The sequence below is a fragment of the Paenibacillus hemerocallicola genome (assembly GCF_006265175.1).
Lineage (GTDB): Bacteria > Bacillota > Bacilli > Paenibacillales > NBRC-103111 > Paenibacillus_AB > Paenibacillus_AB hemerocallicola.
The window spans coordinates 189,339-214,302 of the sequence record NZ_VDCQ01000003.1 but is presented as its reverse complement, the minus strand read 5'-3'; the positions used below and the strand labels follow the sequence as shown (position 1 = coordinate 214,302).

The 24,964-nt window shown below is 51.0% G+C and carries 20 protein-coding genes; 7 read left to right on the top strand and 13 right to left on the bottom strand.

What is annotated here, in order from left to right; all coding sequences use genetic code 11:
* Window positions 1–49 precede the first annotated feature (49 nt).
* On the bottom strand, window positions 50–1,360 hold the full coding sequence (locus tag FE784_RS03540; protein WP_176705941.1) for an ABC transporter substrate-binding protein: 1,311 nt from the start codon (window positions 1,358–1,360) through the stop codon (window positions 50–52).
* Between the two features lie 440 nt (window positions 1,361–1,800).
* On the opposite strand from FE784_RS03540, the gene FE784_RS03535 reads away from it, so the two are divergent.
* From FE784_RS03535 to FE784_RS03525, 3 genes are all read left to right on the top strand, one after another.
* The gene (locus tag FE784_RS03535) at window positions 1,801–2,964 is read left to right on the top strand and encodes an alpha/beta hydrolase family protein (RefSeq protein ID WP_139600733.1); all 1,164 of its coding nucleotides are present in this window, start codon (window positions 1,801–1,803) and stop codon (window positions 2,962–2,964) included.
* 72 nt (window positions 2,965–3,036) lie between these two features.
* Window positions 3,037–3,903: a helix-turn-helix domain-containing protein gene (locus FE784_RS03530; protein ID WP_139600732.1), complete on the top strand. Its 867-nt coding sequence runs from the start codon at window positions 3,037–3,039 to the stop codon at window positions 3,901–3,903.
* A gap of 82 nt (window positions 3,904–3,985) precedes the next feature.
* Window positions 3,986–4,255 (top strand): hypothetical protein, encoded by a 270-nt coding sequence (locus tag FE784_RS03525; protein WP_139600731.1) that lies wholly within the window; start codon window positions 3,986–3,988, stop codon window positions 4,253–4,255.
* Between the two features lie 349 nt (window positions 4,256–4,604).
* On the opposite strand, the gene FE784_RS03520 is transcribed toward FE784_RS03525, so the two are convergent.
* Window positions 4,605–5,210, bottom strand: coding sequence for a histidine phosphatase family protein (locus FE784_RS03520; RefSeq protein ID WP_139600730.1), 606 nt, complete (start codon window positions 5,208–5,210; stop codon window positions 4,605–4,607).
* Window positions 5,211–5,576: 366 nt separating this feature from the next.
* Between FE784_RS03520 and FE784_RS03515 the strand changes: the two genes are divergently transcribed.
* Window positions 5,577–5,885, top strand: a complete 309-nt coding sequence (locus tag FE784_RS03515; protein WP_139600729.1) for a hypothetical protein — start codon at window positions 5,577–5,579, stop codon at window positions 5,883–5,885.
* A 255-nt stretch (window positions 5,886–6,140) separates the two neighbouring features.
* On the opposite strand, the gene FE784_RS03510 is transcribed toward FE784_RS03515, so the two are convergent.
* From FE784_RS03510 to FE784_RS03495, 4 genes are all read right to left on the bottom strand, one after another.
* Entirely contained in the window at window positions 6,141–8,444 is a 2,304-nt protein-coding gene (locus FE784_RS03510; RefSeq protein WP_139600728.1) for a right-handed parallel beta-helix repeat-containing protein, read from the bottom strand.
* 122 nt (window positions 8,445–8,566) lie between these two features.
* On the bottom strand, window positions 8,567–9,904 hold the full coding sequence (locus FE784_RS03505; RefSeq protein ID WP_139600727.1) for an ABC transporter substrate-binding protein: 1,338 nt from the start codon (window positions 9,902–9,904) through the stop codon (window positions 8,567–8,569).
* Between the two features lie 124 nt (window positions 9,905–10,028).
* Window positions 10,029–10,379 carry a Rieske (2Fe-2S) protein gene (locus FE784_RS03500; protein ID WP_139600726.1) on the bottom strand — a complete coding sequence of 117 codons (351 nt, stop codon included), beginning with the start codon at window positions 10,377–10,379 and terminating at the stop codon, window positions 10,029–10,031.
* Between the two features lie 13 nt (window positions 10,380–10,392).
* Window positions 10,393–11,451 (bottom strand): amidohydrolase family protein, encoded by a 1,059-nt coding sequence (locus FE784_RS03495; protein ID WP_139600725.1) that lies wholly within the window; start codon window positions 11,449–11,451, stop codon window positions 10,393–10,395.
* Between the two features lie 220 nt (window positions 11,452–11,671).
* On the opposite strand from FE784_RS03495, the gene FE784_RS03490 reads away from it, so the two are divergent.
* Window positions 11,672–12,517 carry a helix-turn-helix domain-containing protein gene (locus tag FE784_RS03490; RefSeq protein WP_139600724.1) on the top strand — a complete coding sequence of 282 codons (846 nt, stop codon included), beginning with the start codon at window positions 11,672–11,674 and terminating at the stop codon, window positions 12,515–12,517.
* Window positions 12,518–13,143: 626 nt separating this feature from the next.
* Here FE784_RS03490 and FE784_RS03485 read toward each other — a convergent pair.
* Complete coding sequence (locus tag FE784_RS03485) at window positions 13,144–14,265, bottom strand: acyltransferase (RefSeq protein WP_139600723.1); 1,122 nt, start codon at window positions 14,263–14,265, stop codon at window positions 13,144–13,146.
* A 210-nt stretch (window positions 14,266–14,475) separates the two neighbouring features.
* On the opposite strand from FE784_RS03485, the gene FE784_RS03480 reads away from it, so the two are divergent.
* Window positions 14,476–15,126 carry a response regulator transcription factor gene (locus tag FE784_RS03480; RefSeq protein WP_176705939.1) on the top strand — a complete coding sequence of 217 codons (651 nt, stop codon included), beginning with the start codon at window positions 14,476–14,478 and terminating at the stop codon, window positions 15,124–15,126.
* Between the two features lie 23 nt (window positions 15,127–15,149).
* Here the strand turns inward: FE784_RS03480 and FE784_RS03475 are convergent, their stop codons facing one another.
* The 6 genes from FE784_RS03475 to FE784_RS03455 all read right to left on the bottom strand — a co-directional run bounded on the left by FE784_RS03475 (window position 15,150) and on the right by FE784_RS03455 (window position 23,666).
* Complete coding sequence (locus FE784_RS03475) at window positions 15,150–17,105, bottom strand: sensor histidine kinase (protein WP_176705938.1); 1,956 nt, start codon at window positions 17,103–17,105, stop codon at window positions 15,150–15,152.
* Between the two features lie 207 nt (window positions 17,106–17,312).
* Window positions 17,313–19,169: a right-handed parallel beta-helix repeat-containing protein gene (locus tag FE784_RS03470; RefSeq protein WP_139600720.1), complete on the bottom strand. Its 1,857-nt coding sequence runs from the start codon at window positions 19,167–19,169 to the stop codon at window positions 17,313–17,315.
* A 50-nt stretch (window positions 19,170–19,219) separates the two neighbouring features.
* On the bottom strand, window positions 19,220–19,372 hold the full coding sequence (locus tag FE784_RS40660; RefSeq protein WP_176705937.1) for a hypothetical protein: 153 nt from the start codon (window positions 19,370–19,372) through the stop codon (window positions 19,220–19,222).
* Between the two features lie 58 nt (window positions 19,373–19,430).
* Complete coding sequence (locus FE784_RS03465) at window positions 19,431–20,750, bottom strand: ABC transporter substrate-binding protein (RefSeq protein ID WP_176705936.1); 1,320 nt, start codon at window positions 20,748–20,750, stop codon at window positions 19,431–19,433.
* A gap of 32 nt (window positions 20,751–20,782) precedes the next feature.
* Window positions 20,783–22,087, bottom strand: a complete 1,305-nt coding sequence (locus tag FE784_RS03460) for an ABC transporter substrate-binding protein (protein WP_139600718.1) — start codon at window positions 22,085–22,087, stop codon at window positions 20,783–20,785.
* A 19-nt stretch (window positions 22,088–22,106) separates the two neighbouring features.
* Window positions 22,107–23,666 carry an FAD-dependent oxidoreductase gene (locus FE784_RS03455; protein WP_139600717.1) on the bottom strand — a complete coding sequence of 520 codons (1,560 nt, stop codon included), beginning with the start codon at window positions 23,664–23,666 and terminating at the stop codon, window positions 22,107–22,109.
* A gap of 157 nt (window positions 23,667–23,823) precedes the next feature.
* Between FE784_RS03455 and FE784_RS03450 the strand changes: the two genes are divergently transcribed.
* Window positions 23,824–24,861 carry a LacI family DNA-binding transcriptional regulator gene (locus FE784_RS03450; protein WP_139600716.1) on the top strand — a complete coding sequence of 346 codons (1,038 nt, stop codon included), beginning with the start codon at window positions 23,824–23,826 and terminating at the stop codon, window positions 24,859–24,861.
* Window positions 24,862–24,964: the final 103 nt, after the last annotated feature.

Genomic DNA, 24,964 nt, shown 5'->3' with positions numbered 1-24,964 from the left:
CGCAGCCGGCATCCCGACCCCGGCATTTCGTTTGAACTCAAGCGGCTCTCTACTTCTTAGCCTTTTCCTCGTCGATCTTCTTGTTAATGATCTCTTCGGCTTCTCTTAACGCCGTATTGATATCTTTTCCGTTGAAGGCGACTTCCTTGAATTTCTTCACCATCTCCGTACCGGCCAAGGCATCGTATTTCGTTACCGAGCTCGGCGAAGGGGCCGGCATACCGGATACGAAGGCGACAACGTTTCTTCCTTTCGTATGCGGCATCTCCGTAGCGAACGAATTTTTGATTTCCGGCTTTTTCAAAATGGATGGCTCGCCGATCCGGGAGCGCTCGGTTTGAATCTCTTCGGACAGCAGATGCGCCACGACCTTGAACGCTTCATTTTTGTTCTGGCTCGTCTTGGAGACGTACAGACCCGATACAACCGGCTGTATTCCCGTCTTCGGACCGCTTGCGAACGTTGGCAAGGTGACCATGTCCCAATCCAGGCCGTTTTGGGTCGATTCGATCAAAGGACTCAAAATATTCGGTACGGCGAACATCGCGACCGTCTTGTCTTTCAGGAAAGGATTGAACACGTTTGGCAGCGCTCCCGGGTTGTTGCCGTCGATATCGTAAAACTTCTTCATAGCCGCAAACAGTGTTTTCCAACCGTCCGTTTGGACGTTCGCTTTGTCGGTCTTATTGTCGATAAACGGCAAAGACAACTGATTGTACGGGATTTGGAAATCTGCGACAAAATCGAATCCGCGGTATTTGACGCCTCCATCCGTGCGGGTCATTTTTTTCGTCAGCTCGTACACTTCATCCCAGTTCATCCCGTCTTTCGGGTAAGCAACCCCGAACTTGTTGAACAGGTCTTTGTTGTAATATAAGGCGGCATGGCCTTGCCCTACGGGAAGCCCGTAAATTTTTGCGTCTTTTTTATCGATCTTTAAGTTGTCCATGCTTATTGGATCGATCCCGCCGGGATCGAATCCGTTCGCCTTCATCAGCGGCGTCATATCGTCGAGGATGCCCAGATCGTTATACTCGAATGTCGATTTGACTCCCGATCCTTGAATGATGTCCGGCACCCGATTCGCCAACACCAGATCGGCCAAGCTCGACCCTTTCTCATTTTTGATATGGACGAGTGTAATGTGCGGATATTTCTTCTTGATTGGCTCCACCCATAAGTTATTCCATAAATACTCCGAATAGTTGGATGGATTAAATACCGTAATCGTAACCGGTTTGTTGATTTCCGCAGGTTGCGCAGGCGCAGCTTCCTTTGGCCCGTCGCCACAGCCTGCCAACACCGTGCCGACCGACAACATGAACGTTGTGAGAAGCGCCGCTTGTTTTATTTTGTTCATCGTAGAACCTCCCGTAACCGATTTGTTTTGCATTCTTGCACTAACCCGCAGCAGGCCTTTCCCTTCCCCGCCACCCCCTTATCATCTCTCTGCAACCCCGCTTGCACTTTGGTTAAGCGCTTGCACATTAAGATTACTGCATGAGACAGCATCTGTATTTGGTATAAATCCGGCAATTCAACGGTATGAAAGTCGCGCTTCCCGCCTTCATTTGTACAAAAATGACTTTTCCCCGCGACCGGAAAAGGATTTCGTTGCCTACTCTCGTCTCCAACGCGAAGGCAAAGATCAATTATGTACAAATCGGACATGATCGTCGGTGTTTGCGGGAGATCGATATCCGAATAAAAACTAAATACAAGCGGTCTCTATTTTGATAAATTAGCAGCAAGAGGAAGGGCGATCCTTCCCACTATAATCATACGCCAGGAGGTATCGGGATGGACAGACCGCTTATTTCGCCATGGAACTTGCAGCAGTTGCATCGATCCCCGCGAATTTATCCGTCCGACGTGAAGACCGCGAACGGCATTCACTCGATTTTTTATGAAGGACTGCCTTTTAAGGGAAAAGAAACGCGCGTCTTCGCCCATTACGGATTGCCGGAAGTGACGGACAACGAGAAAGTGCCGGCGATCGTTCTCGTTCATGGTGGCGGGGGCACCGCCTATGAAGAATGGGTGAATTTATGGATGAAACGGGGATACGCCGCAATTGCGATGGATTTGGAGGGAAATGTTCCCGACAAGTCGGAGGGAGAGACGAAGCGACTCGGCCATACAATGCCAGGTCCTCCGCGGGAAGGGATTTTTCTGGATTGCGATCTGCCGATAGACGATCAGTGGATGTACCATGCCGTCGCCAATGTAATACTGGCCCATACTCTCCTTCGCGGCATGCCGCTCGTAGACCCGAAACGGATCGGAATAACGGGAATATCGTGGGGCGGCATCGTCACCAGTCTTGTCGCCGGAATCGATAACCGGTTCGCCTTCGGCATCCCCGTTTACGGGTGCGGCTATTTGTACGAAGCCCACAATCAATGGGGGCAGCGATTCGTGGATATGGGGGAAGCAAGCGCCGAATCGGTCAAACGGTTGACCGAACCGTCCGCTTATTTGTCCCGCGTGGCGATGCCCATGCTGTGGGTGAATTGGCTCTACGACCCTCATTTCGGCATGAATATCTTCAGCAAATCGTATGCTTGCGCCAAAAATGGAATCGAACGGTCTGGCATGTGCATTTATCCCCGTCTCGGACATTCTCACCCGCTCGGCTGGAAGCCGGCCGAAATATATGCGTTCGCGGATAGTATCGTTCTCGGCGGCGAATCTTTGCTGCGCCTGGGCGAACCTTCGGAGAACGATGGGAACGTTTGGGTGGCCTACGATTCCGCCGACGGGAATGATCCGGTTCAAGCAGAGATATTCTATACGGGCAATTGCGACAACTGGCAGCAATGCGAATGGATCACGGCCGATTGTTCGCTGGACCGGTCGGACAAGCGCGTCTATATTCGCCTTCCGCAGGAAGCCAAAGCCTATTTCATTAACGTACGCGATTCGCACGGATCTACGGTCAGCACCTCTGTCGTCGTGCGTTAATCCAGTTTACACGCCTCTACCCAGTACCTTATAGTAAAGCTATTACGACTTGACGGGAATGGGCGGGATACGATGATCATTCGCACTTATCACAATGTAGTGGACGACAATAAGAAATTCAGCGTGGGCGGTGGCACTCACCCGTACTACGAAATATTGTGCATTACCCGTGGAGAAATGACGCTCGAATTCATGAACGAATCATTCCGCTCCGGGAGCCGTACACTGTTTCTGATCCCGGACAACGTCCCGCACCAACTCTACAAGCATTGCGATTCGGCCGCATACTGGTACTTGGAGCTGGAGAAAGGGACGGGGCCGCTTACGGAGGCCGCTTCGTTCCTTTCCGTCGGCGAAGCGATTGCATGGAACCGCAAGCAGAGCGACGACGAAGCGTTGTCTTCAAGCGTGCCCGGGCTTGCCGAACTGATCGGCTCGACGGCCGATTCCATCGCGGCCATAATGAATAACGATAGCTTATCTCGGCACGGCGAATTGCGCGAGCGGATCGTCCTGCACGATGTAAGCAAGCTTTTCCTCCAAATTTCCGCGGCGCTCCAGCAGCAACGCCAGTCGGATACCGCAAATCCGGAGCCTGCGGAAGCGAATCCGAACAAACAGCTTGTTCAAGATTTGATGCAATATATGGAGACCGCCTATTTGCACGAAGTGAAGCTGCAAACGCTGGCTTCGCGGGCTCATTTGGACTCTTCCTATTTGATTCGCCTCTTCAAGGGGCACACGGGGACAACCCCATACCAATATTTGCAGGAATTGCGCATGAATGCGGCCAAAAGCTATTTGACCAATACAAGCCTGACAGTCAAAGATATTGCCGAGACGAACGGCTTTCCCAGCATCCATTACTTCAGCCGGCAGTTCAAGAAGCGGTACGGCATGAGTCCGAGCCAGTGGCGGCAAGCCCAGGAGGCAGAGTAAAGGATCCGGCAGATCGGATGCGATGGCTATGTTAATGGAAAGATTAAAGACTTTCCTTCATCGGGAGGATAGTAGCCTGCATTTGGTAGCGATTGGCTCGCATGTCTCCGCTATCAAGAAGACTTGGGAACGTATGGATGCGCTGCAGGAGCAGGCGCTCCAGTTCATTGCCGAACAGCACCCCGAGGAGCAAATAACAGACCTCGTATACAGCGGGTTAGTAGTTGAGGAGGACGGGACGGTTCGCATCGGTTATGATGCGGGGGATACGGATGCAGGACGACTGTATATCTATGTCGTATTCAATCGCAAGCTTGTGATGGATCGAACGCTTGTGTATGAGACGTATTGATCAACGATGCGGTGATCTTGTTGCATATCATTTTATAGCCTAATCTTCACCCCCTCCTTCCTATTCTTGTTCTTGTCGGCAATCGGATCAAGTTCTGGTCGTCTCCAAATGTCTAGAACTTGATCCGATAACTAATAAGCCCTCGATTTACGCCGGACTTCAATCGGACTTTGATGCCGCATGGTATGGTGTCCGCTATCGATCGGGTCAACGGCCAGTGGGTTGTTGTCATGTTAGCGGGAACGCCCATTCCCCCCTTTAATTGCCTACCCCCGTCATTGAAGCAGCCGCTGATTCCGTTTCTTGAAATGCTTTTGCTAATAGGTCGCCCCGATCGAGGAAAGCATTCTCATGATTTTAAATGTTCTACTGATGCAAAGAAATCTAATTTGTAATTTCCGTTTTCATAAATTAGCTTTGTGATCGAGCACTCAGGAATAAGGTCGCTTTGTACTGACACAAAATCAGGGTGCCGAACATTTAGTTGGTTCTCGGAAAATGTATGGACCAGAAAATCAGTTATTAATCCTCCATGAGTAACAATAACAATGTTACTTTCAGACGGATGTTTCATTGCCAATTCTAATAAAAACGAAGATAAACGTTCACCTGCCTGTTGCGCAGAATCACCTACGGGTGGTATATAGTCGCGATCACGTGTACATCGCTCCCACATCGCGACAAACTCATCAAATGTTTGTTCGGGTAAATCACCCCAGTTAGCACGTTCTCGCAATCGACTATCCTCATAAAAAGTTAATTTCGTTTTTAATGCAATATATGTGGCAGTTTCTTTCGCCCTTCGGAGTGGACTTGTAACTATGGTTGTTATCGGTAAATTATAAAATCTTCGAGCCGTTGCTTGTGCTTGCAATATACCTTTGGGAGTAATTGGGACATCTCCAATCGCCATTTCTTTTATAGCATGCCTTACAAGAAAGAAAGTAGTACTCATTTATACCGGCCTCCTGCTGAATTTCTCGGAATAAAATTAGATGATATTCTAATTCGATAATCATCTAATCGTATAATACTACTCTTGCCACAACTAAGGCTACAGGTATTTTAAATAAAAAAATTTTATACTGAATTCTGGATATGCCAACATTCATCCGAGCCTAGTCGTAACTTGAAGGCTGATGATGAAGTAGCACATAACAGTTCCTGTACCGCCATTGAACATTTCCACAAAAAAACGTGTTTTATCGTCCTCCCTTCGAACTTCTAAAGGCAGCGGATAGGATAGTGAAATTTTAGCCAGCATGTTAGAATATTAGTCATGGGAAACTATAGGAACCGAATGATATTGGAGGCACTTTTCATGAGTAAACGCTATCGTATTACAAGAGCACTTCAGGTAAACAACCATGCGGAGCAAACCATAACTTTGGATGAGTGCAAACAGTACTTTTCGTCCAAGCCTGATTTTTCCTACACAGCCGTGTTTACAATGAAGGGCTCCACCAGTATGTCCATTGAAGGTGACTTTTTCATGTGGAGCTGCGGTGTTGCGATGATTCCATTCCGGCATTATCAGGGAGACATCTACGTATCTGGCGCCAATGAAGCGGTGATCCCCATGATGGTTGAGGTTGCAAGCGATTTGAAGGCGGAAATTGTGGAAGAGTGAAGCTTGAAAAATTATACGCTTCGTATTCATAGGCTAATCAGAAGCTTCTGGTTAGCCTATTTGTATTTTCGTCATGCGATAAAATACGGAACGTCCCATATCACAATTCAAAGGCCGTGGAAGCCCCGTTCCTTCATCAGCCATTTCCCGAATGAATATTAGGCATACTGCCGCAATCGGGTTTCTATTCCATGATTGATCTGCTAATGGGTCGGGGGATTTCCTTTGGCGCAGGCATATACTTCTTCTGCTTTGTTATGGAATGTTGATCAGAGATTTTGCGTTGACTCCGAGACTGGCGCCAGTATGATTGGTGAACCGGCCGTCAACTGCGACTGCCGACGGGTCGGCGTACAGGATGCGGATCGGGTAATACTGTGTTGTGCCGCCATCGCCTTGCGGCAGCAGGAATGACGCCTTGACCAGTCGCGTTGCGCTGCCTTCCAGATAGGCTCCGCTCCTCAAGTTATTTACGGTAAATACTTGGCCGTTCTCCGACATTGTAGAACCCGTATCATGCACATAGTCGCACAGTCGAGACACAAAGCCGCTGGAGCCGCATTCGCGCATTTGATTGCCGCCGCTCTGTACGAACTTGACGTTGTATGTAGAAATGCCGGCGTATTGGGTTGCTGTCGTTATGTTCTCCGTTCCCGGATTTACGTCTCTGCCGCATCGGATAGTCGTGTTGCCGGTTAATGTTATTTGATCGCGACCTGCCACGCTTATCCCTGTTCGTGTCGCATCTCTGACAATGTTGAAGGTTAGAGCCGAACTGAGATCCGTATTGCCCCAGATCGTGTCGGCCGGCACGTTAATGCCGAGTCCAATCAACTGAGACAGCACGTTTCCGGATATTACCGCATCGCCGAATACGCGGATTCCGTCGCCCGTGATGTAGTCTATGACGTTGCTGCCGATTTTGACCGCCTTCTGGAATTGGGTCAATATACCGCCGCTTGCCAGTCGGGTTGTCGCAGGCAGCTTTCCCGCTCCGGTTATCGTGTTGCCTTCTATACAGATGTCTTCGGAAGACGCGGCATAAGAGGTACCAGGTCGATCAAATCCATAAATTCCATACTCATACGGATCCCGGATCGTGTTGCCTCGGACCGAAACCCTCGCATTGCTGGGCGATACGCCTCCGGCCATAATTGTAATCGCGGCGGTGAGAACGACCGAGTTGTTGCCCGGCATAATGGACTTGGCTCCGGCCTCGTGTATGATGTTATGCGTAACGTCGATATCTTCGCCCTGGGCTACCAAGATGGAGTGGTAACGGGTCGTTTTGATCAGGTTGTGATCGACGGTAATGCGCTTGTTACGGGCAAATGCATTATTGTTCAGCATTTCGCCGATGCCGACCGCGTTGTCCCCGATGAAGTTCATCCGGTTGTGCGCTACTGTCACTTCCTCACACCACTCCACGAGAAATACCGCATTGGCCTTCTGTGCGAAGTCGGTCGGGTTATACAGCTTGTTCCGGCTAATATCCGCCCCGTGAACGGCTTTAAGCCAAATCTGACTCCCGCGAATCGAGCTAATCCTATTGTTGCGGAAAACAATCTCGGTCGAGAGCGTGGCCGTCTCGCCGCCCACCGCGACTGTCCCCTGTGCGACCAGCCCATCCCAAGCAAAATCATAGATGCGGGTACCGCTTACCTCGCAATGGTGGCAATTGGCAAAGGAAACTGCAAACGCATAATTGAGGGCAGGACGTGTGCCATCCCATATGTTGCCGCCTTCAACCTCGTCACGGACGATCTGTCCATCCATGCTAATCCCGCTGATCGCAATGTCCGTGCAAGTGTTAAACGAAAAAATTCCTTTGCGGCCCATCTTGTGAAGCGTTCCTTCACCCTCGATTCGCTTGCCGGTGTAGCCTTGGATAAAGATGGATCCCGCGGCGCCGACCCCATAATCCCCCTTCGGGATCACCGTCTTATAAACAGACTTGACTGTTGTTTCTATAACTAGCCGGTTATCGAACCCGGTTGTTCCATCCCAATCGGCAATCGCGCCGAACATTTGTACCGGATAGCATTCGAGTTCAGGACGACAGAAGCATCCAAGCCCGTTTGGCTGAGTCTCGCCAACGCCAAGGAGAAAGTTGGAAAGATCGGCGCGAGATCCGTCCCACGGAACAGTCGGACTTATTACGGTTCCGCCGTTATGCTCGCTCTTCGGCTTGCCCGGGTTCCAATAGAACAGGCCGCCGCCATAATCCATAATCGCGTGGTATCCCTGCAAGATGTACAGCGTATCTATTGTCTTCGGTGCGGCGAGAAGATCAAGCACGCTTTTCAGAACCGCAGTATTACAGCAGTCCATCAACTGCGGTTCTTTCGGCGGCTTATCCGGTTTCTTGGCTTTGTCTCCGTATACGGATTCCAATACGGACGCGGCGTTGGCATGAGTGGAACCGAGCGACGAGCCGATGACCGCAGCCCCTGCCATACCAAGCGAAGTCAGCACTGCTCTTCTGCTGATCGTGCCGTTTCGTCCTATTTGTGTCTCTTCCGCGCTTCGCCCTGTCATCTTTACATGGTTATCGTCCATCGTGCATTCCTCCTACAACATAAAATGAAATCGTTTACAAATCGATCGAATATATACCGGCAGTCCGGGCGGGATTAGCTCCCGCATGGGCGAATCCCGCGATTTGACCTTTCGCATTTCGTCTACTTTGCCGTTCTGTTCCTCTTGGCTTCTTCGATCCGTTTGAGTGCCAGCTCCTCCGCTTCGCGGAACGCCGTATTCATATCTTTCGTACCATTCGCCACTGGCAATGCGGAAGCCGCATATACGCTGTTCACCGAGAACGTATAATCCGCGTAAGGCGGGATCGGCGCGTTCTTGTACTTGAAGAGGGCGGCATAATTTTTATCCAGAAAAGCCGTTTCCTTCCCATACTCTCTCTTCGTTTCCTCGGTCATCAAGGTCGGAATCAAGCCGCGCCGGGAAACCCAGCTCTGGTACTCGTCCGAAATCATAAACTTCAACACTTCCATGGCGGCGTCCTTCTCTTTCGTCATGTTGGTCAAGCCGAAGTAAAACGGGGTCGTCTGCGAACCGACTCCCGGCGCTTCGGGGAAGACGGGCACCGTAACCATATCCCAATTGAATTGCTGCATGGCCGGAATTAAACTTGGGCTGATATAGATGGCAATGTTGTACGCATACATCGCCAAATCTTGCTTCGTCACGAACGCATCGTTGGCCGGTATCGATTTCAATGTTCCAATCTTGCTGCGAACGCCGTTATCCTGCATCGGCTGCACGAACAGCGCATCGAACAGCTTGCGCCAGCCGGCGTTCGTATTTATAGTCGGCAGCTCCGTCTGGTTGTTGACTATCGGGATGGACAACTGGTTCTGAGCAATGAATTGACTGGGGGACGTACTCAAACCGACATACTGAATGCCGTTCTCAAATCTCGTCAGCTTCTTGCCAAGCTCTATCGCCTCATCCCACGTCATGCCGTCTCTCGGATAAGCGACGCCAAATTTATCAAATATATCTTTGTTGTAGAATAATACAAATTTCATATCGGTGACCGGAACGCCGTACGTTTTTCCTCCGGAAAACTGCTTCATCGCTTTGATCGATTCTTGCTCCAGCCGGCCCAGATCGACCTGATGCTTCTTCATCAGATCGGTCATATCGTACTGCATCCCGAACGAAAACAGCGTATTCTCGAAAATCCCGATATTATTATAGAAAATATCGATCCGCTGGCCTTCCGCCAGCAGCTTGGCCGTACCTTCCTGAAGGTTCGTGCTGGGCATCTGAATATACTTGAACGTATGCTGAGGAAATTTTTTATAAAGCAATTCTCCGTACTGTTTATCGAAGAAATCTTTCGGCTGAGTCGAGCCCCCGTAGAAAACAATTTCCGCCGGTGGTATCTGCGCGCCAGGTATATTACCTGCGGAACCGCTGTCTGATTTGCCGCAAGCGGCAAGCGGCAGCATGAACAATAAAGGCACCATTCCCATTTTTTTCGATAAGATCGCCACGTGCTTGTCCCCCTTTTAAGTCGTTCGCTTTCTTCCTAAAATCGCATAATCGCTGCAGCAATACAAATGTAAACGTTTTCATTTCGTGCTGCATGTTCACCTCTACTCCACTTGGCACTCAACGTTATATCTTTACCACTAGCTTGCCGTCTTCGAGGACAACCTCATAGCGGAGCAGCCTCATATTTGCGCGGACGAGCGATTTACCGGTTTTGATCTCGAATTCCCAGCCGTGCCATGGACATCTGACGATTTCGCCAACTCGCCCGAACGCATACTCATATACATCGGAGGGCAAGTTCGTCCCGCACACCCGCCCTTTGCACATTTCAGCCCCTTGATGAGGACAGTAGTTCAATAACGCGTAATATTCTCCCTGTATATTGTAAATCACGATGGAACGACCCGAGACGTCGTATACGCGATATTCTCCTTCGCCAATCTGATCGGCAGTGCCTACAACATGTACAGTCATGGTGCCTTCCTCTCTACAGCTTGTATAACTGCTTGGCATTCTCGTAAAAAATGCGTCTCCGCTCTTCCGGCTTCAACCATCTCAGAATGTGATCGGGAGAGTCGAAATCCCAATGCGGGTAGTCGCTGGAATAAAGCAAAATGTGCTCCGCGTCGATCATTTCGAAAATATGCTTCAGATGGGACGGTTGGCTCGGCTCCTCAATCGGTTGAGTCGTGAAGAAGCAGTGATCGCGAATGTAAGCGCTCGGCATTTTTTTCAGCCAAGGTACTTGAGAACGCAGCGCCGTGTAGTTTTTATCGAGCCTCCACATCAGATGCGGCAGCCATGATACGCCGCCCTCGATAAATACGAATTTCAGACGCGGATATTTCTCGAATACGCCCTCGCATATTAGACTGGTGAGATGCGCCATGAATGTCGTCGAAAGACAAGTATGCCATTCGATGTACCACGTCGGATAACCCGCCGCCGTAGGCGGATTGGCCTGTCCCGCCCCCTCCGCTCCGGGATGGAGCGCGATTGGCAGACCGTTTCTCTCGGCCGCTTCATAGATCGGATGATAATACCGTTGGCCGAGCGGCATTCGGGAAGCGCTGCTGCTCACCACTTGGACGAAGCCTGGGTGGGAACCGAGCCTGTCGATTTCTTTGGCGGCTAGTTGCGGGTCCTGCAAAGCGACGAATAGGGAGCCTTTGAACCTGGGATCTTTGTCGAGCCAATGTTCGATCAAATAATCGTTATAAGCGCTAGCCACGACAGCTGCAAAATCCGGATCATGGCCTACCGATACGCTGAACAAATTGCCGGTCAAAATCGCGTATTCCATGTTATACGGCTCCATCAGCTGCTTGATGACGAAATCCGGATCCGATCCGACGCCGCCGCCGCCCGGAGGCATCGCATCTTGCCGTCCGACGCCGACGGGAGAGTAGTACCCGGAGTACATCAGGCCGAGTCCCGATTGGGCTACCCGGTCCTTCCACGCATCAGGCAAGTAGGGCAGCAAGTCTCTTTCGCTTCTTAGCGAATTGTGTACATCGCAGTCAATGATCTTTATTTTTTCACTCAATATTCGAAACCCCCTCTGCCTTAAACTTACCTCCAATTTATCACGATCGCGATTTCAATATCCATGAACGTTAGCGATTCTTTTTGAACGATTCAACCCTTTTATTAATTGCATCCGATGAAAAAGGACATTGAACTCGTACGTAGAATAGAATAAGCACCTTACCCCGTTAAGGACAAAATCGCTTTCCGGTTTGGAGAGGGAGAGGTAGATTGCTCTCATGTTTACTTTGAAATCCGTCTTGTACGACGACCGCATCGAGAAATGGCAAATCCGTGACGAGCCCGTTTATCACCATATTCTGATCTTCGTTTCAGGCGGAAAAGTTATATACCAAGTAAAAGAAGAAGTGCTCGAGCTTCACGAAGGGGACGTTCTGTTTATCCCCTCCGGCACGATACGTTCCTGCCAAAACGATGCCAAAGGCCCGCATCAGAAATATTCCGCGCACTTCACTGCTTCAGGTGAGGCGGAAGCAGCCTTGGACGTATTGCGCGAACACGTCGTATTCAAATGGAGCATGCACAACGCCAACTACTTCAGGCAGCGTTTCTCCATGCTTCTGATGCAATGGTTCGATCAAGTGCACGGGGGGCATCTGATCTGCCAAGGGATCTTACTCGAGTTGGTCGGGAGATTGATTCACGATGCGCGGCACAAACATAGCTCAGCCGTCAAAAAGGACTTGATCAACAGACTGCAAAACTATATCGTGCACAATCATTGCAAGCCGATTCAGCTGTCCGACTTGGCGCATCACATCGACCGATCCCCGAACCACGTTACGAGAATATTCAAGGAAATGCTGGGACAAACGCCCATCGATTACATTCATCAGGTCAAAGTATCCGTGGCCTGCGAATTGTTGAAAGGGGGCGGCATGACAATTGCGGAAATTTCCGATCATCTCGGATACTGCGAGCAATCTTATTTCCATCGCATCTTCAAAAAATTTACCGGAGTCGCCCCCACCGCCGTACAGAAGGGCCATTCCATCGCTTTTGTTCCGCTTCCAGGGCTTAGCGCAGCTGCCCGAAAAGAAGCTGCAAAAAATGGGCGGACATAAGCTCATTGCCAACGATCACTATAGACCGGAATCAAGAAATGGCGGCCCAGGGATACTTCCCTAGTACCGCCATCTTCATTTCGTTGGTCCGATTTTTGACCCAAGCGAACGATCTCTCAAGTCTGTGCTTATAATCATTGAAACTCCTCCATAGCTACACGATACAATCACGGATTACAAAACTTCTCTAGAAAGACCGGAGCATGAGCTGTCCGGTTAGGAAGTATTGAATTCGATATTTCTCTTTATTTTCCTCCTTTCTGTGAGTGATTCTCGAGAAATGAGTCGGTCCAATCGCAATTTGGCTGACACAAGCAAACAAGGCGGACTCGGCGGCCAAAAAACCGGATGGGGCTGCAACAGCGTGCCTTACCGCGACCTGCCACAGCCCTAGTTTTAATGTGCGAAACTTGTCCATTGTTACTCGAATCTTATCACTATAGCCTGGCGTCGGGCCGGCACCGCCCTCGTAACCCTCGCAAGGGTGGACGCTGCACAGCTTGCCCGACGCAGTCGTCCTCTGCGGATTGCCGACAATAGTATACTTTTGTACAACTTTAAAATTGGCTGGCTTGCAATACCCGCCGTTCCGTTTCACCCTCGAGCTTGGTGTCCGCATACGATGTTCAAACCACCTTCTTGACACCGGGGATTCGCCGGATGAGCGATGCCGCCGTGTAGGAAAGAAGGACCGCGGCACAACCGGCCAATATGAATTTCATCATCGGGTTCCAACCCAGATCACGAAGCGCAAAGGCCGCGTAGGTGACGAACAACGCATGAAGGATATACACAAGAAAGGCGTTGGCGGACAGCCATCCGATTGACTTCGTTGCCGCGCTCCAACGCTCGCGAAACCATACCAACAGTACATAGGAAATGCCCAGACCCATCAGCGGATCAATCATGGAATAGAATGCCGATTGCCAACTAATTCCTCCCATAAACATGGAGATATCTCCTTCCATTGCTCCTCCGAGCGCCATCCCTGCAGCCATCAAAATGATCAGCACTACGACCACCCACTTCCATTTCCGCGCCGAGTCATTGGTGAGCTGCTGCAGCCATTGCCCGCGATAGGCAGCAACGCCCGCCATGAACAAGCCGATATAAGCCGGGAAATAGGCCAACTGCAAATTCAAAACATCTTCTCCGACGGGGTATGCCAAACGTATCACAAAATTCGTTGCCGCAACGGCTACGACATAGCCGGCTATCAAACTCGGCGACAAGGCGATGCGTTTGCCGCGGCATTTGCCTGCGGTCAGCCTGCGAAACCCGGCATACCCGGCAAAGAACAGCAGCAGCGCCTCCAAATACCACAACGGCCCCACAGCAAAAGCAATGACACCTTGAAGTGGATTGGGGATTATTTCTTCTTGTATAAAGGTACCCAGAGAACCGTTATATCCGGAGGCAACATACTGCAGAAGAGGAGCGATCACCAGCATGTAGAATAACAGCGGAATGCCGAACCGGAACAGGCGTAACTTCAGGAAATGGCCTGCCCCATGACGATCATAAGAAGCAGGCGTCACAAAACCGGATATGAAGAAAAACAACCCCATAAAAAACGACTGATTGACGGCCGTAAACATCGTTAATAACGTGTTAACGACAACATCGTCCTGATGCTCGTAATAAAACCAGCTTCCCGATCCACCGTAAATGATCGCCGTGTGGTGAAGCACGACCAGCACCGTCATGAATACTTTCAACGAATCCAGATAGATCAACCGCTTTTCCATTTTTGTATCCCCTTCCCGGTGTTCATGCTTCTACGGTAACACGGCATTCATAGGAAGCTCACCGAAAGAATGAGGCGTATCCGCGCAAATCGAACTTCGGCAGAAAAGGGTGATTGTTTCGGTCTCGCTCGCGACAGTTGCGGTGAATCCATACGTCCGGCATGGTATACTGAAATCATTTCAAAGGAGCGTCATGTGGGGGTATCCGTTTTGAAACATATTTTATTGGTAGACGATCACCGGACCTTTTTGGCCGGAACCGCCATCATATTGGAAAAACACGGCTTCAACGTGACAATCGCATCAAGCGGAGCGGAAGCACTGAACCGGATGGATCAAGCCCTTTTCGATCTATTCGTGTTTGATCTGAAGCTGCCGGGGATGAACGGCTTCGAATTGTCGGAAGCGACCCTGCAGCGCCATCCGGCTGCGACCATTGTCATTTTGACCGGCGAGGACATCTCGGAGCATTACGACAGACTGATCGAGATCGGGGTAACCGGCATTATGGAGAAATCGCTCGGCGAACCGGAATTTATCGGTAGTCTTCAGCTAGCCATGCAGCAATTAACGGTTCTTCCCCTTCATCTCGCCAAGCAGCTGAGAACCAAAGATAGCCGCTCCCTCGGCCCGGGCTCAAAGGCCGGGGCCGCTAACCGGACGTTAACGGATAAAGAATTAGCCGTCTTGAAGCTGATCGCGCAGGGGCATAAAAATAAAGACATTGCGGACCGGCTTTTCATGAGCCAGCGCAATGTCGAATATATGATCTCCCATCTGTTCGAGAAATTGAGTGTGTCCTCCCGCCAGGAGGCGGTCATGAAGGGGATCGAGTTAAGGTGGCTGAACGTGGATGTGTAACCGGTTATTTTCGGTACACCGCACTAGACTGGCAAGGTACACCGGACCGCAACCCCTTGGCCGGGCGCTGACTGCACCAATACTTCCCCTCCGGCCATGCGAATCCGCTCCGCAATGCCTCTTAATCCGAAGCGGTTCGTAGAAGAGAAATCGATACCGGTCTCCATACCTTTACCGTCATCCGTATATCGGATATGCAACTCTCCTCCCTGCTGACCGACCTCCAATGCTACCCGGCTGGCTTCCGAATGTTTCACCGCATTATTGATAAGCTCCTGCACGACTCTATAGATCGTCGTCGTTTGCTCGTCGCTGAGAGAAGCGGTTAGGGGCAAGGGATAATATTCCAGATGAAAGTCGGCCCGCAGCCGGGTTTTCTCCACTAGTCTGGAAATCGCATGCAGCACGCCTTGATCGGACAAAAAAGACGGCATCAGCTCTCGGCACGTTTCCCGGATCATGAACTCGGCGTTATCCAAACCAAGCCGTAATTGCTCCATGTCTTCGGGCGACGATTGTCCGATCGACGCTCGATCCAACAAGCGGCGAATATGGAGCAGTTCTTGCAACGCCTCGTCATGAAGATCGGAGGCCAGCCGTTTCCGTTCCTTTTCCACCATCTGCATGAACAGCTTGGACAGCCAAGGCGCGCCGTCAGCTTGCCTTTGCTCCATTTCCTTTAACCGGCCCTCAAGCAATTGAAAGTATTCATAAAAGATCGACACATATTTCGACATGAGCGATAAGGCGAACTTGGCTCGTTCTTCAACGTAGACCGGACCGACATCCGCGGAATGTACCGCCAAAAAAAGCTTCGTTTCATTCGTGCCCCCAGCCGATCCTAGCACCATCGAAGGTGTAATCATCGCCTCTCCGGGGGACATCGGATTCCGTTTCGATCGCAGCGTCTCTCCGATGTCCTCCTCAATAGAAGAAGGATCGTTGGCTCCTTCAAGACTAATGGACCCATTCGCTTCATCGTACTTCACCAAAACAAACTCATGCGGTTGAAAATATCGTTGTCCTTCCCGGATGACGCATTTCTCCCAATCGGCGACCCGGTAGGTACGCAGCATCTCGGACAACAATTGATCCAACCGCTGCCGGGTATCCATTTCCTGCTCCAGGGCCGCGTTTTTCGACCAAAGCTCTTCAGTAACGGCCCTATTGTCCTTCAGCGTCTGGACGAACCGGCGAAAAAACACCACGCCGAACACCGTCAACAACGAGAGCAATGCCCACGGGAACGTATCTTCCAGACATTGCTCCCAGAATACAAAACGATATCCGAGATGGCGTCCCTCGACTTCTTCCATCAAATCTTTCACCGGATCAGGCAGCAGAACGAGCGCAAATAAGACGAATCCGAACGCAATCCACCGGAGCTCCGCTTGATGTTCGTTGCGGCGTAACAACGTTAGAAATTGCGAGATGCAGAGCGCCATGTTTAAGAATACTAGAACCAGAAACAGCCGGTTGAGGACAATGAACAAAGATTCGTCGGCCGATAGCAGCGTCGCTGTGAAAATCGTCGCCCAAAGCACGCCTTCCGCCCAGAGGAGTCCGCGGGTGATCGGTCTTTTTGCGGTTCCCAGCAAGTAAGCGATAAAAGAGAACAGCAGGAAAACAATGCCGCATTTGATAACCAACGACCCGTATGGAACTTCCGCGAAAGGTCCGAACAATAAGCTTTTGTCATCCCAATCCCAAAACAGCTGCAGCGATGTCAATAACGAGATCACGCCAAGATAAAAATACCCGCGCTCCCGTGGGAGAACGGCAAACATCGCCCAAAAAACAATCGCTATGAAAACAAATAGCAACGTGAATACGGCATCGTCCAAATGGTAGCGGAACCGGTTGACCGCGTCCGACGCGCCGTTAAGCGGCTTCATCAGCGCATAGTTGATCAAACCGTTCATCCCGAACAGGATGAATGCCGCACCTGCCACCTTCGCCAACGGTCTCGCCATTGTCATGTACCTGCTCATCCTTCGTTGCGGAGCTTTTTAAAGAAAACCTCCTGCCTCGACGTTTAGTTAAGAACGCCCGATAGGTATCTTTTCTATCTATCATACCATTTATTATGAGGGTATTCTTGTGTCGCAAGTTTGGTTCAAGATTTAATCAAGGTTTTACATGTTCCAATAGTGGGTTGCCCTCCCTGTCGGAGGCGGCCCAACTGCCTATATCGTCGCGAAGGCAACATTGTTTTGGATCGACGTTCCGGTACCCAGATCGTTGATTCCGCTTGATTCGGGGAGGGTCGTTCCGAACAACAGCTGATTGCCGTGAATCATGTTGTATTTTTCCGAGGACGACGTTACGAGGATCGCATTCGCCGATCCGTATCGGATCTCATATTCCGAAGTGGCATCCGGCGCGATCGTCCAGTTCGCGCTGCATGAGGCCGTTTTGCTCGTACCGTTGTAGGAGACGATTTTCCGCTTCTGTCCGAGCCCCGTGCCCCCGGTAATCGTGATCAGCATTCCGTTGTATTCGTCGTTTGCCGCGGATGCCTCGGCAGCGAGTACGATTGTCGCTCCGCTTCCAGAAATGGCTTTGCCCGCATGCTTCAACCGATTGCGGATCATATTGCCTTGAATGCTGTTATAACTGGCGGAGGACGTGACGATTACGTCGCAGCTGTTGGTCGTTTTCCCGCATTCGTCGATTACGTTTCCTTCGAACAGACAATAGTTCGATTGACTTAGCCGTACGCTGTTCGATCCGATATTGTAAAAGTGGTTGTTCGCCATGACGACGGATGTGGAGAACCTCACATCGATGCCCCGATCGGTACTGTTTTGAATTTGGTTTCCTTCGACGATGTGGTTGCTGCTTTTATTAAGATGAATACTCCGGGCCGGGGTATCGATCCAATTGCCGCTTATCCGGACGTCCTGCGCTTGTTGTGAAGTAATTCCTCCATTCACACCTCGGAACCGGCTCGATTCGACGATAACGTGTTTTATCGGCCCGTTCATACCGTTCAAGACCAAGTTTCCGCCGGCATTGTTCTCGAATAGACATCCGGCAATGACTACACCCGCAACGGCCGTGCCCGAATCCGGCTCGATATCGATGCCGGCTTGGGGGAGCGTACCGTTCGTATTGCCGAAGTAACATTCGCTGAGGAGGACGCCTTCCGCAGCAATGATGCTGATGCCCTGCCTGCGGTTGTTGTCGCAGCGTACATTTCGGAACGTAACGTTGCGGGCAACGTTCGTTTTCACCTGGTAAGAGCCGAGAACCGCTCCGTCGCCCCAGCAGTCGTCGATCCGGATATCGCGTACGAGTACTTGCTCCGAGCCGCCGATGGCGATGCCGTACCCCCATTCCCCCGTCGTGCCGAGATGCTCGATTCGTTCTCCGACGATGCTGCCTCCGCCTTCGACGGTTACGTTCCGCTTTCCGAAAATATTGATGATCGTATACCTTTGGGAAGCGGTCGGTTTTGCTTTCAGGACGGCACCCGGGCTAATGTAGATCGTGGTGTCGTCCTTCGCCTGAATTCCCGCATTGAGCTGTCCGGAAGACGTGGCATCGGCGTGAATCAGGTAAGTCCCTTTCGGGATATGCACCGTTACACCTCCGTCTCCGATCGCCCGGTTGATCGCTTCGGTGTCGTCGGTCACACCATCTCCCTTGGCCCCGAACCACCTTGCATCGACATATCCGGCTTCCCGGATTCGTTTGAATCGCGCTCCGGATACGGAAACTACAATTATGCCGGTGTTATCGGCGGATGTCGTATCGGCCGGATCGTACAGAAACGGTCCTTCCTGTCCGGCGTCGATGACATAATAGACGACTCCTTCGAGCGGACTCGTTTCTGCCCGCAACTCCGCAATTGTCGTTGCCCGGCTTGAATCGGCGAACATGAGTCCGTGTTTGCCGCCTTTGCCGTACACCGATTTGGAGACCGCTTCCTCATTCCCGTCAGCGTTTCCTATAGATGAAGCGTACATCGCCGCAGCCGCGCCGGTCATGCCTATGGCGGCCAACAGTTTTCTTCTGCTGATTTTATGCTCGTAGGACATATGGAATTCGCTCCCTTATCATTGTAAGTGCTTACAAATATTCAAGTCCGTTACCGGCCGAAATATAGACGCCGTCGGAACGACTTCTGCCAATTGTTCCAGTCGCCCCCATCCGGCACGCGAGTATAATCGAACTCCCGTTTCACGTTCTTCCGCAAGTTGCGCATGTAATGGTCTGTCGCAAACCATATGGACTCCGTCACCTGTTCCACCTCCGATTCGTTAATCTAGATTGCGATTGAATCATCTCCGAACTGACGCTTATTTACTGTTTGCGATGTTCGTATTGATTTTTTGTTCCAAATCCCGGAGCGTAGTATTGATGTCTTTGCCGTCGATATATTCATACATGGCATCCGTCAAGGCATTGCTGTTGGCTCCGAATTCAAATCGGGAAAAAGCCGGAGAGGCGATGATCTTGCTCTTGAAAGCCGCATCCAAATGTTTTCCTTGCAAGAAAGGCATATCTTTTCCAAGCTGTTGTTTAACGTCGTTATTATTTAATATCGTTAATCTTCCGGTCGTTTTGGTGCTCTTCAGCTGTACTTCATCCGAAGTGAACACCTTCAAGGCGAGCATCGCTTGGTCTTTATGCTTGCTTGTTTTCGTAATCGAGAAGACGTGACTGTCTACGATCGTCGACACATTGGGATATTCCTTGTAGCTCGGGTATTGCGCCATATCCCAATCGAGCCCCTGCTTCATGGCGTCTTCAAGGCCTTGAGCCAAAATGTTGACCGTTCCGAGCATGGCTACGGACTGCTCCTTCATGAATCGGTTCAAGGAGTTCGTATTGCTGGGCCGTTCATTATTAGGTATCGTGTAGACCGTTCGAACAAGGTCAAACGCTTTCCTCCATGCCTCCGTGTTTACCGAAGCTTTATCCGTCGCGCCGTCGATTTTGAGTGCAGCTAGAGGCCTGGCAACCCTTGACACCGTTTCTACATCCATTCCGGCGAATTTCACGCCGCCCTCGGATCGCGATAATTTTTTGGCCAGCTCTGCGGCATCGTCCCATGTCATGCCGTCCTTGGGATATGGAACGCCAAACCGGTTAAACAACGTTTTATTGTAGTATAATGCGGCGAATTGATTCGTGAACGGCAATGCGACGATGCTTCCTTCCTTGGAGACGGCCGCGATCGATTGCATGACGGCCGGATCGAAACGAGACAAATCGATCTGATGCTGCTTGATCAGCGGCGACATATCCATAAGCAGATCCGTCAAATAGTAACCGGGCAAAATGCCGTTGAACGCATAAATCATATCCGGAATTTTCCCTGCCGCGATCAAGGAGTCGATCGTGACGTCCTTACCCGGTCTTATTAACTCTAATGTAATATGCGGATAAATCTTTTTGAGCGGCTCGATCCATATTTGGTTCACATCTTGATCCGAGACAGATTGCTGCAGAAACAGCTGCAAGGTGACCGGTGTCGTGTCGACGGGTCTATTTTCCATCTCCTTCGTTGCCGGTTCGTTCCCCCGTTCGCCGCCGCATCCGGTTAATGCCAGCATAAGCGGGATGAGTAACATGGCCGGGCCGGACAATATCCGTTTTACTTCATGACGCTTCATTGAGCTGCTCATCTCTTTCCGATGGGTATGATTTACTGCTGCACTTCCTTGATCTTCCGATTGATTTCTTCTTCAACCTCGCGAAGAATCGTGTTGACATCCTTCGTGCGGCTATAAAAATCTTTGCCGAGAGCGGTCTTGTAAAAAACATCCTTGGCGATCCCGTCATATTGCGTCACGACTGCGGGCTTCCCGATTTTATCCTTCAGGAAGGCTCCCATATTTTTACCGGAAACTCCTTTCAAATCGGCCGCAAATACTTGCGTCGCCGCCGGACTGTTCACGATCGGAACTTTGCCCTGTCTCGCCTTGGCGACCTGCACTTCTTCCGACAGCAGGTAAGAAATGACCTGGAACGCTTCATCCTTATGCTTGCTTCCGGGAGGAATCGCATAGAACGGAGCAATCATCTGCGTCCCGCCGTTCGCGCTGCCGCCGAATTGCGGCAATGATACTACGTCCCAGTTCAATCCGGTGCTGGCGGAAGCCTCGACTACGGACGACACTATGTTCGCCCCGGTCCACATCGCTACCGTCTGATCTTTGTAGAAGCTTACGTTTTTGTAATCGTTGTCCGGCAGAAAGTAAAAACCGCCCATCACGTCGAGCCACTTTTTCCATTCCGCCGTATGGATCGCCGCCTTGTTCGTTTTCGGATCGACGAACGGAAGGCCCAGCTGGTTTTTCCATACGAGATTTTGATGCTGAAATAGAAAGCCTTTATACTCCGTCCCGTTTTCTTTGCGCGACACTTTGCGCGCGAGCTCGTATACCACCTCCCAGGTCATTCCGTCGCGCGGATAGGAGACGCCGAATTTGTCGAATATCGTTTTATTGTAGAAAAGCACGTTGCTGTTGAGCTCAAACGGCAGAAAAAGCATCTCTCCCCGATCGGAGTAAGACCGCACGCTTTCCAGTACGCCAGGAATATAACGGCTGTCGTCGAACCGGTGATTCTTCATCAACGGAGCCATATCGGAAATGAGGCCGTAGCTCTTCAAATCCCAGAACGAGCCGAGACTGAACGAGATGAAGTCCGGGAGCTCGCCCGCGGTAACCAATTGGTCCATTTTTTGATCCGCTTCCAGCGTCACTTTCAAGGTTACATTCGGATATTTCTTCGCGATCAGCTGTTTCTCGAGCTCCAGCCATTTTGTGTTGTCATTCGTATAATAGTGCAGTGTGACGGGAGCCGACAAAGCGGCACCGGGGTCGGAACTCGCATCGTCCCCGGGTGATTTCCGCTTCTCGCCCGCGTTTTGCGAACAGGCTGCGAGTAATGACAAGCTAACTATCATTACACAGCCCGTTCGGTACAATCTTCTATTTACAGCCATCCGCTACTCCCCCAGCTTCTCATTTCTTCCATTCCAGTACTTGTTTGTCCGCCAACAGCTTGTTCCGCAGCTTCGAATAGTCGACCTCCTGCACGGCACAGCTTGCTTCCAGAGCGAGCGCGGCCGCCGTCGCCGCCGATTGTCCCAAAATCATGAAGACAGGCTCCATGCGGATCGAGCCGAAAGCGATATGCGAGGAGGACAAACAGACGGGCACGAGCAAATTCACGCATTGCTCTCCTTTCGGTACGATGGCGCGATACGATATCGGATAAGGCGCACCGGGAGCAACCTCCACATTTCCTTCATTGATGCATCTCCCGTCGATTACGAGCCTGCGGCAGTTATGGGAATCCATCGAATACGCCGCAAGTCCGACCGGATCGTCGACAACGTCATATCCGCGGCAATGGCGCTCCGTCATGACGACCTCCGAAATCATTCTGCGCGCTTCCCGAACATACAATTGCGGCGTGAAGTGTCCGCTGTCCGGATATTCGTCTGCGGGAAGCCCCCATTGACCGACTTCCCGGCGTATCGATTCCGGCACCCTTTCGTCATGGCTGAGAAAGTACAGCATCCCCAAGTTGTACCGGAGATGGTCTTGAAACAACCGTTCCCGGGTATGCGAATCGCCTTCCGGCCATTTGTCGCCGCCTCCGATATGATCCGTGGAAATCGCCCCGAAGTTGTTCAGATCGGTTTTCCCGTTCGGCATCATTCTGTGCAGGCACAATGCATCCCATACCCCCGCTTGAATGTACCTAGACAGCAGCGTATACGTATCGGGATCGTAGCCGTTCGGCTGCGGAAACGGTATCCGGTTGTCCGGGACATTTGTCAGGCACATGCGAAAATTGTATGCCTGCACGCTCGCGTCGCCCTGCCCTTGCCGCAGTACGGGAGCATCCGTCACACCCGGGATCAAACCGCTGTCCGGTTTTCCCGGAATCGTGTAAGGATCGACCCAAACTTTGAAATTATGGTTCGGATGCCCGTAATGAACGCCATTCAGCGTTTCACGGTAAACCGAGTTCGCTTCCCGCCCGACATGATAAGCGACTGCGGCGCTCGCCAGCAAGTCTCCTTCATAGGTGGCATCGATAAAGACCGCGGCGCTGAACCGGTTGCCGTTTGTCATGATCAACCGCGAGATTTTCCCATTCTGCCTGTCTACCTTCTCCAACCGCTGATTGAAGTAGACGGGAACCTCTGCAGATTGCAACCAATTCAAATAGATTTGTTTGGCAACGCCCGGTTCGAATGTCCATTTTGTTCCATCCGGCTCCGTACTCCCATAATGCTTGCCGACCTCGCCGTAAAATTCGCGGGCAATCCCCCCAATCGCTGCTTTGTTGCCAATGTCCGTCGCGCCTAACCCGCCTGTCGTCAGTCCGCCCAAATGACGGCTTGACTCGACGATGACCACATCCATGCCCATCCGGCGTGCTTGGATCGCTGCGGCAATCCCGGCCGAGCTTCCCCCGAAAATGCATAAATCGGCGTTAATCGTTAGCGGGTTCTTCTCAACGGCCGAGCCGGCGTCGTACTTGAGCTTCGTAAAATCGATGATGCGCATGGCATAGTTCTCCTCCCCTTGCTGCGTCTGTATGTTTGTCGTGGTATCCGATTCCAATTCGATTTTATTCAAATTAAAGTTTCATTTCTAGTTGAAGAAAACTTTCATTTTAATTAAAATCAAAGTAAAAACAATGTCGAATCGAAGGTGATTTCAGATGCGGAAGAAGAAAACGGTAACTTTGCAAGATTTGTCCCGGCAGTCGGGATTTTCGGTTCATACGGTTTCCAAAGCATTGCGCGGTTTGCCCGGCATGTCCGAGGAGACCCGGAATCAAGTCCATAAAGTGGCGCAGGAAATCGGATACCGGACCAAGGATCAGGAACGGGTTCATGCGGTCGAACGGATTCCGCTCCATCCCCATAAGCCTTCCAGGTTCAAGATGGTTATTTCCGACAAGTATGAAACATTTGATTTGGTCCCTCTCATATTGAGCGGGCTGCAGGAGAAGCTGTCGGAATACGGCCATTCCATTGAAACGGTGACGATTCCTTATCGTCTCGAGCATGGCACCTTGCAAAACTGGTCCAAAACCCATCAACTGGAATATTGCGACGGCGTTTTTGTTACGCCGATGATCGGACGTGTTCAGGAAGCGCATTTGCTGCAGTATTCGATCCCGAGAATTCTGATCAACTTCCCGGGACCTGCGGCTAAGGTGGATAGCGTCGTATGGGATGTAGGGACAGCGATTCATCAATCGGTGAGCTATCTCCTGTCCAAGGGACATAGACGAATCATGTATATCGGGAATATAGACATTCACAGAGGGTTTATATTGCGATGGCAGTCTTTCTTGAACGCGATGAAAGAGGGCGGGCTCAGCGTGAACCCGGACGATCATATGATTGGGGGATTGGGAGGCCAACAAATATGGTCGGCGCAGCTAACGGAGAAGCTGCGGCAATTCCAACCGTCAGCTATCTTGAGTGCGATCAATCACGAACTTGTCTGGATCTATCATGCATGCAGCCTGCTCGGCAAGCGAATACCCGACGATATTTCGCTGATCAGTCTGGCGCATGCCGAGAATGCCTTTGTACCCGAACTATCCCGGCCGGCGCTCATGATCCGGGAATCGGGAATCCGCGCCGCCGAACGCATGTTGTGGCGCATGGCGAATCCCCATCTTCCGTACGAGCATACTTTGCTGCAAGGCGGCTTTTATGAAGGTTCGACTGTTAGAGTGATCTGAATCGGAAATTTACAAGTGAGTTTAATTGCATAACTCATCCCTCCCAATTCACATAGCAGCTCTAGCTTTCTCCGTCGAGAACATCGCAGGTTTGCGCCATGCC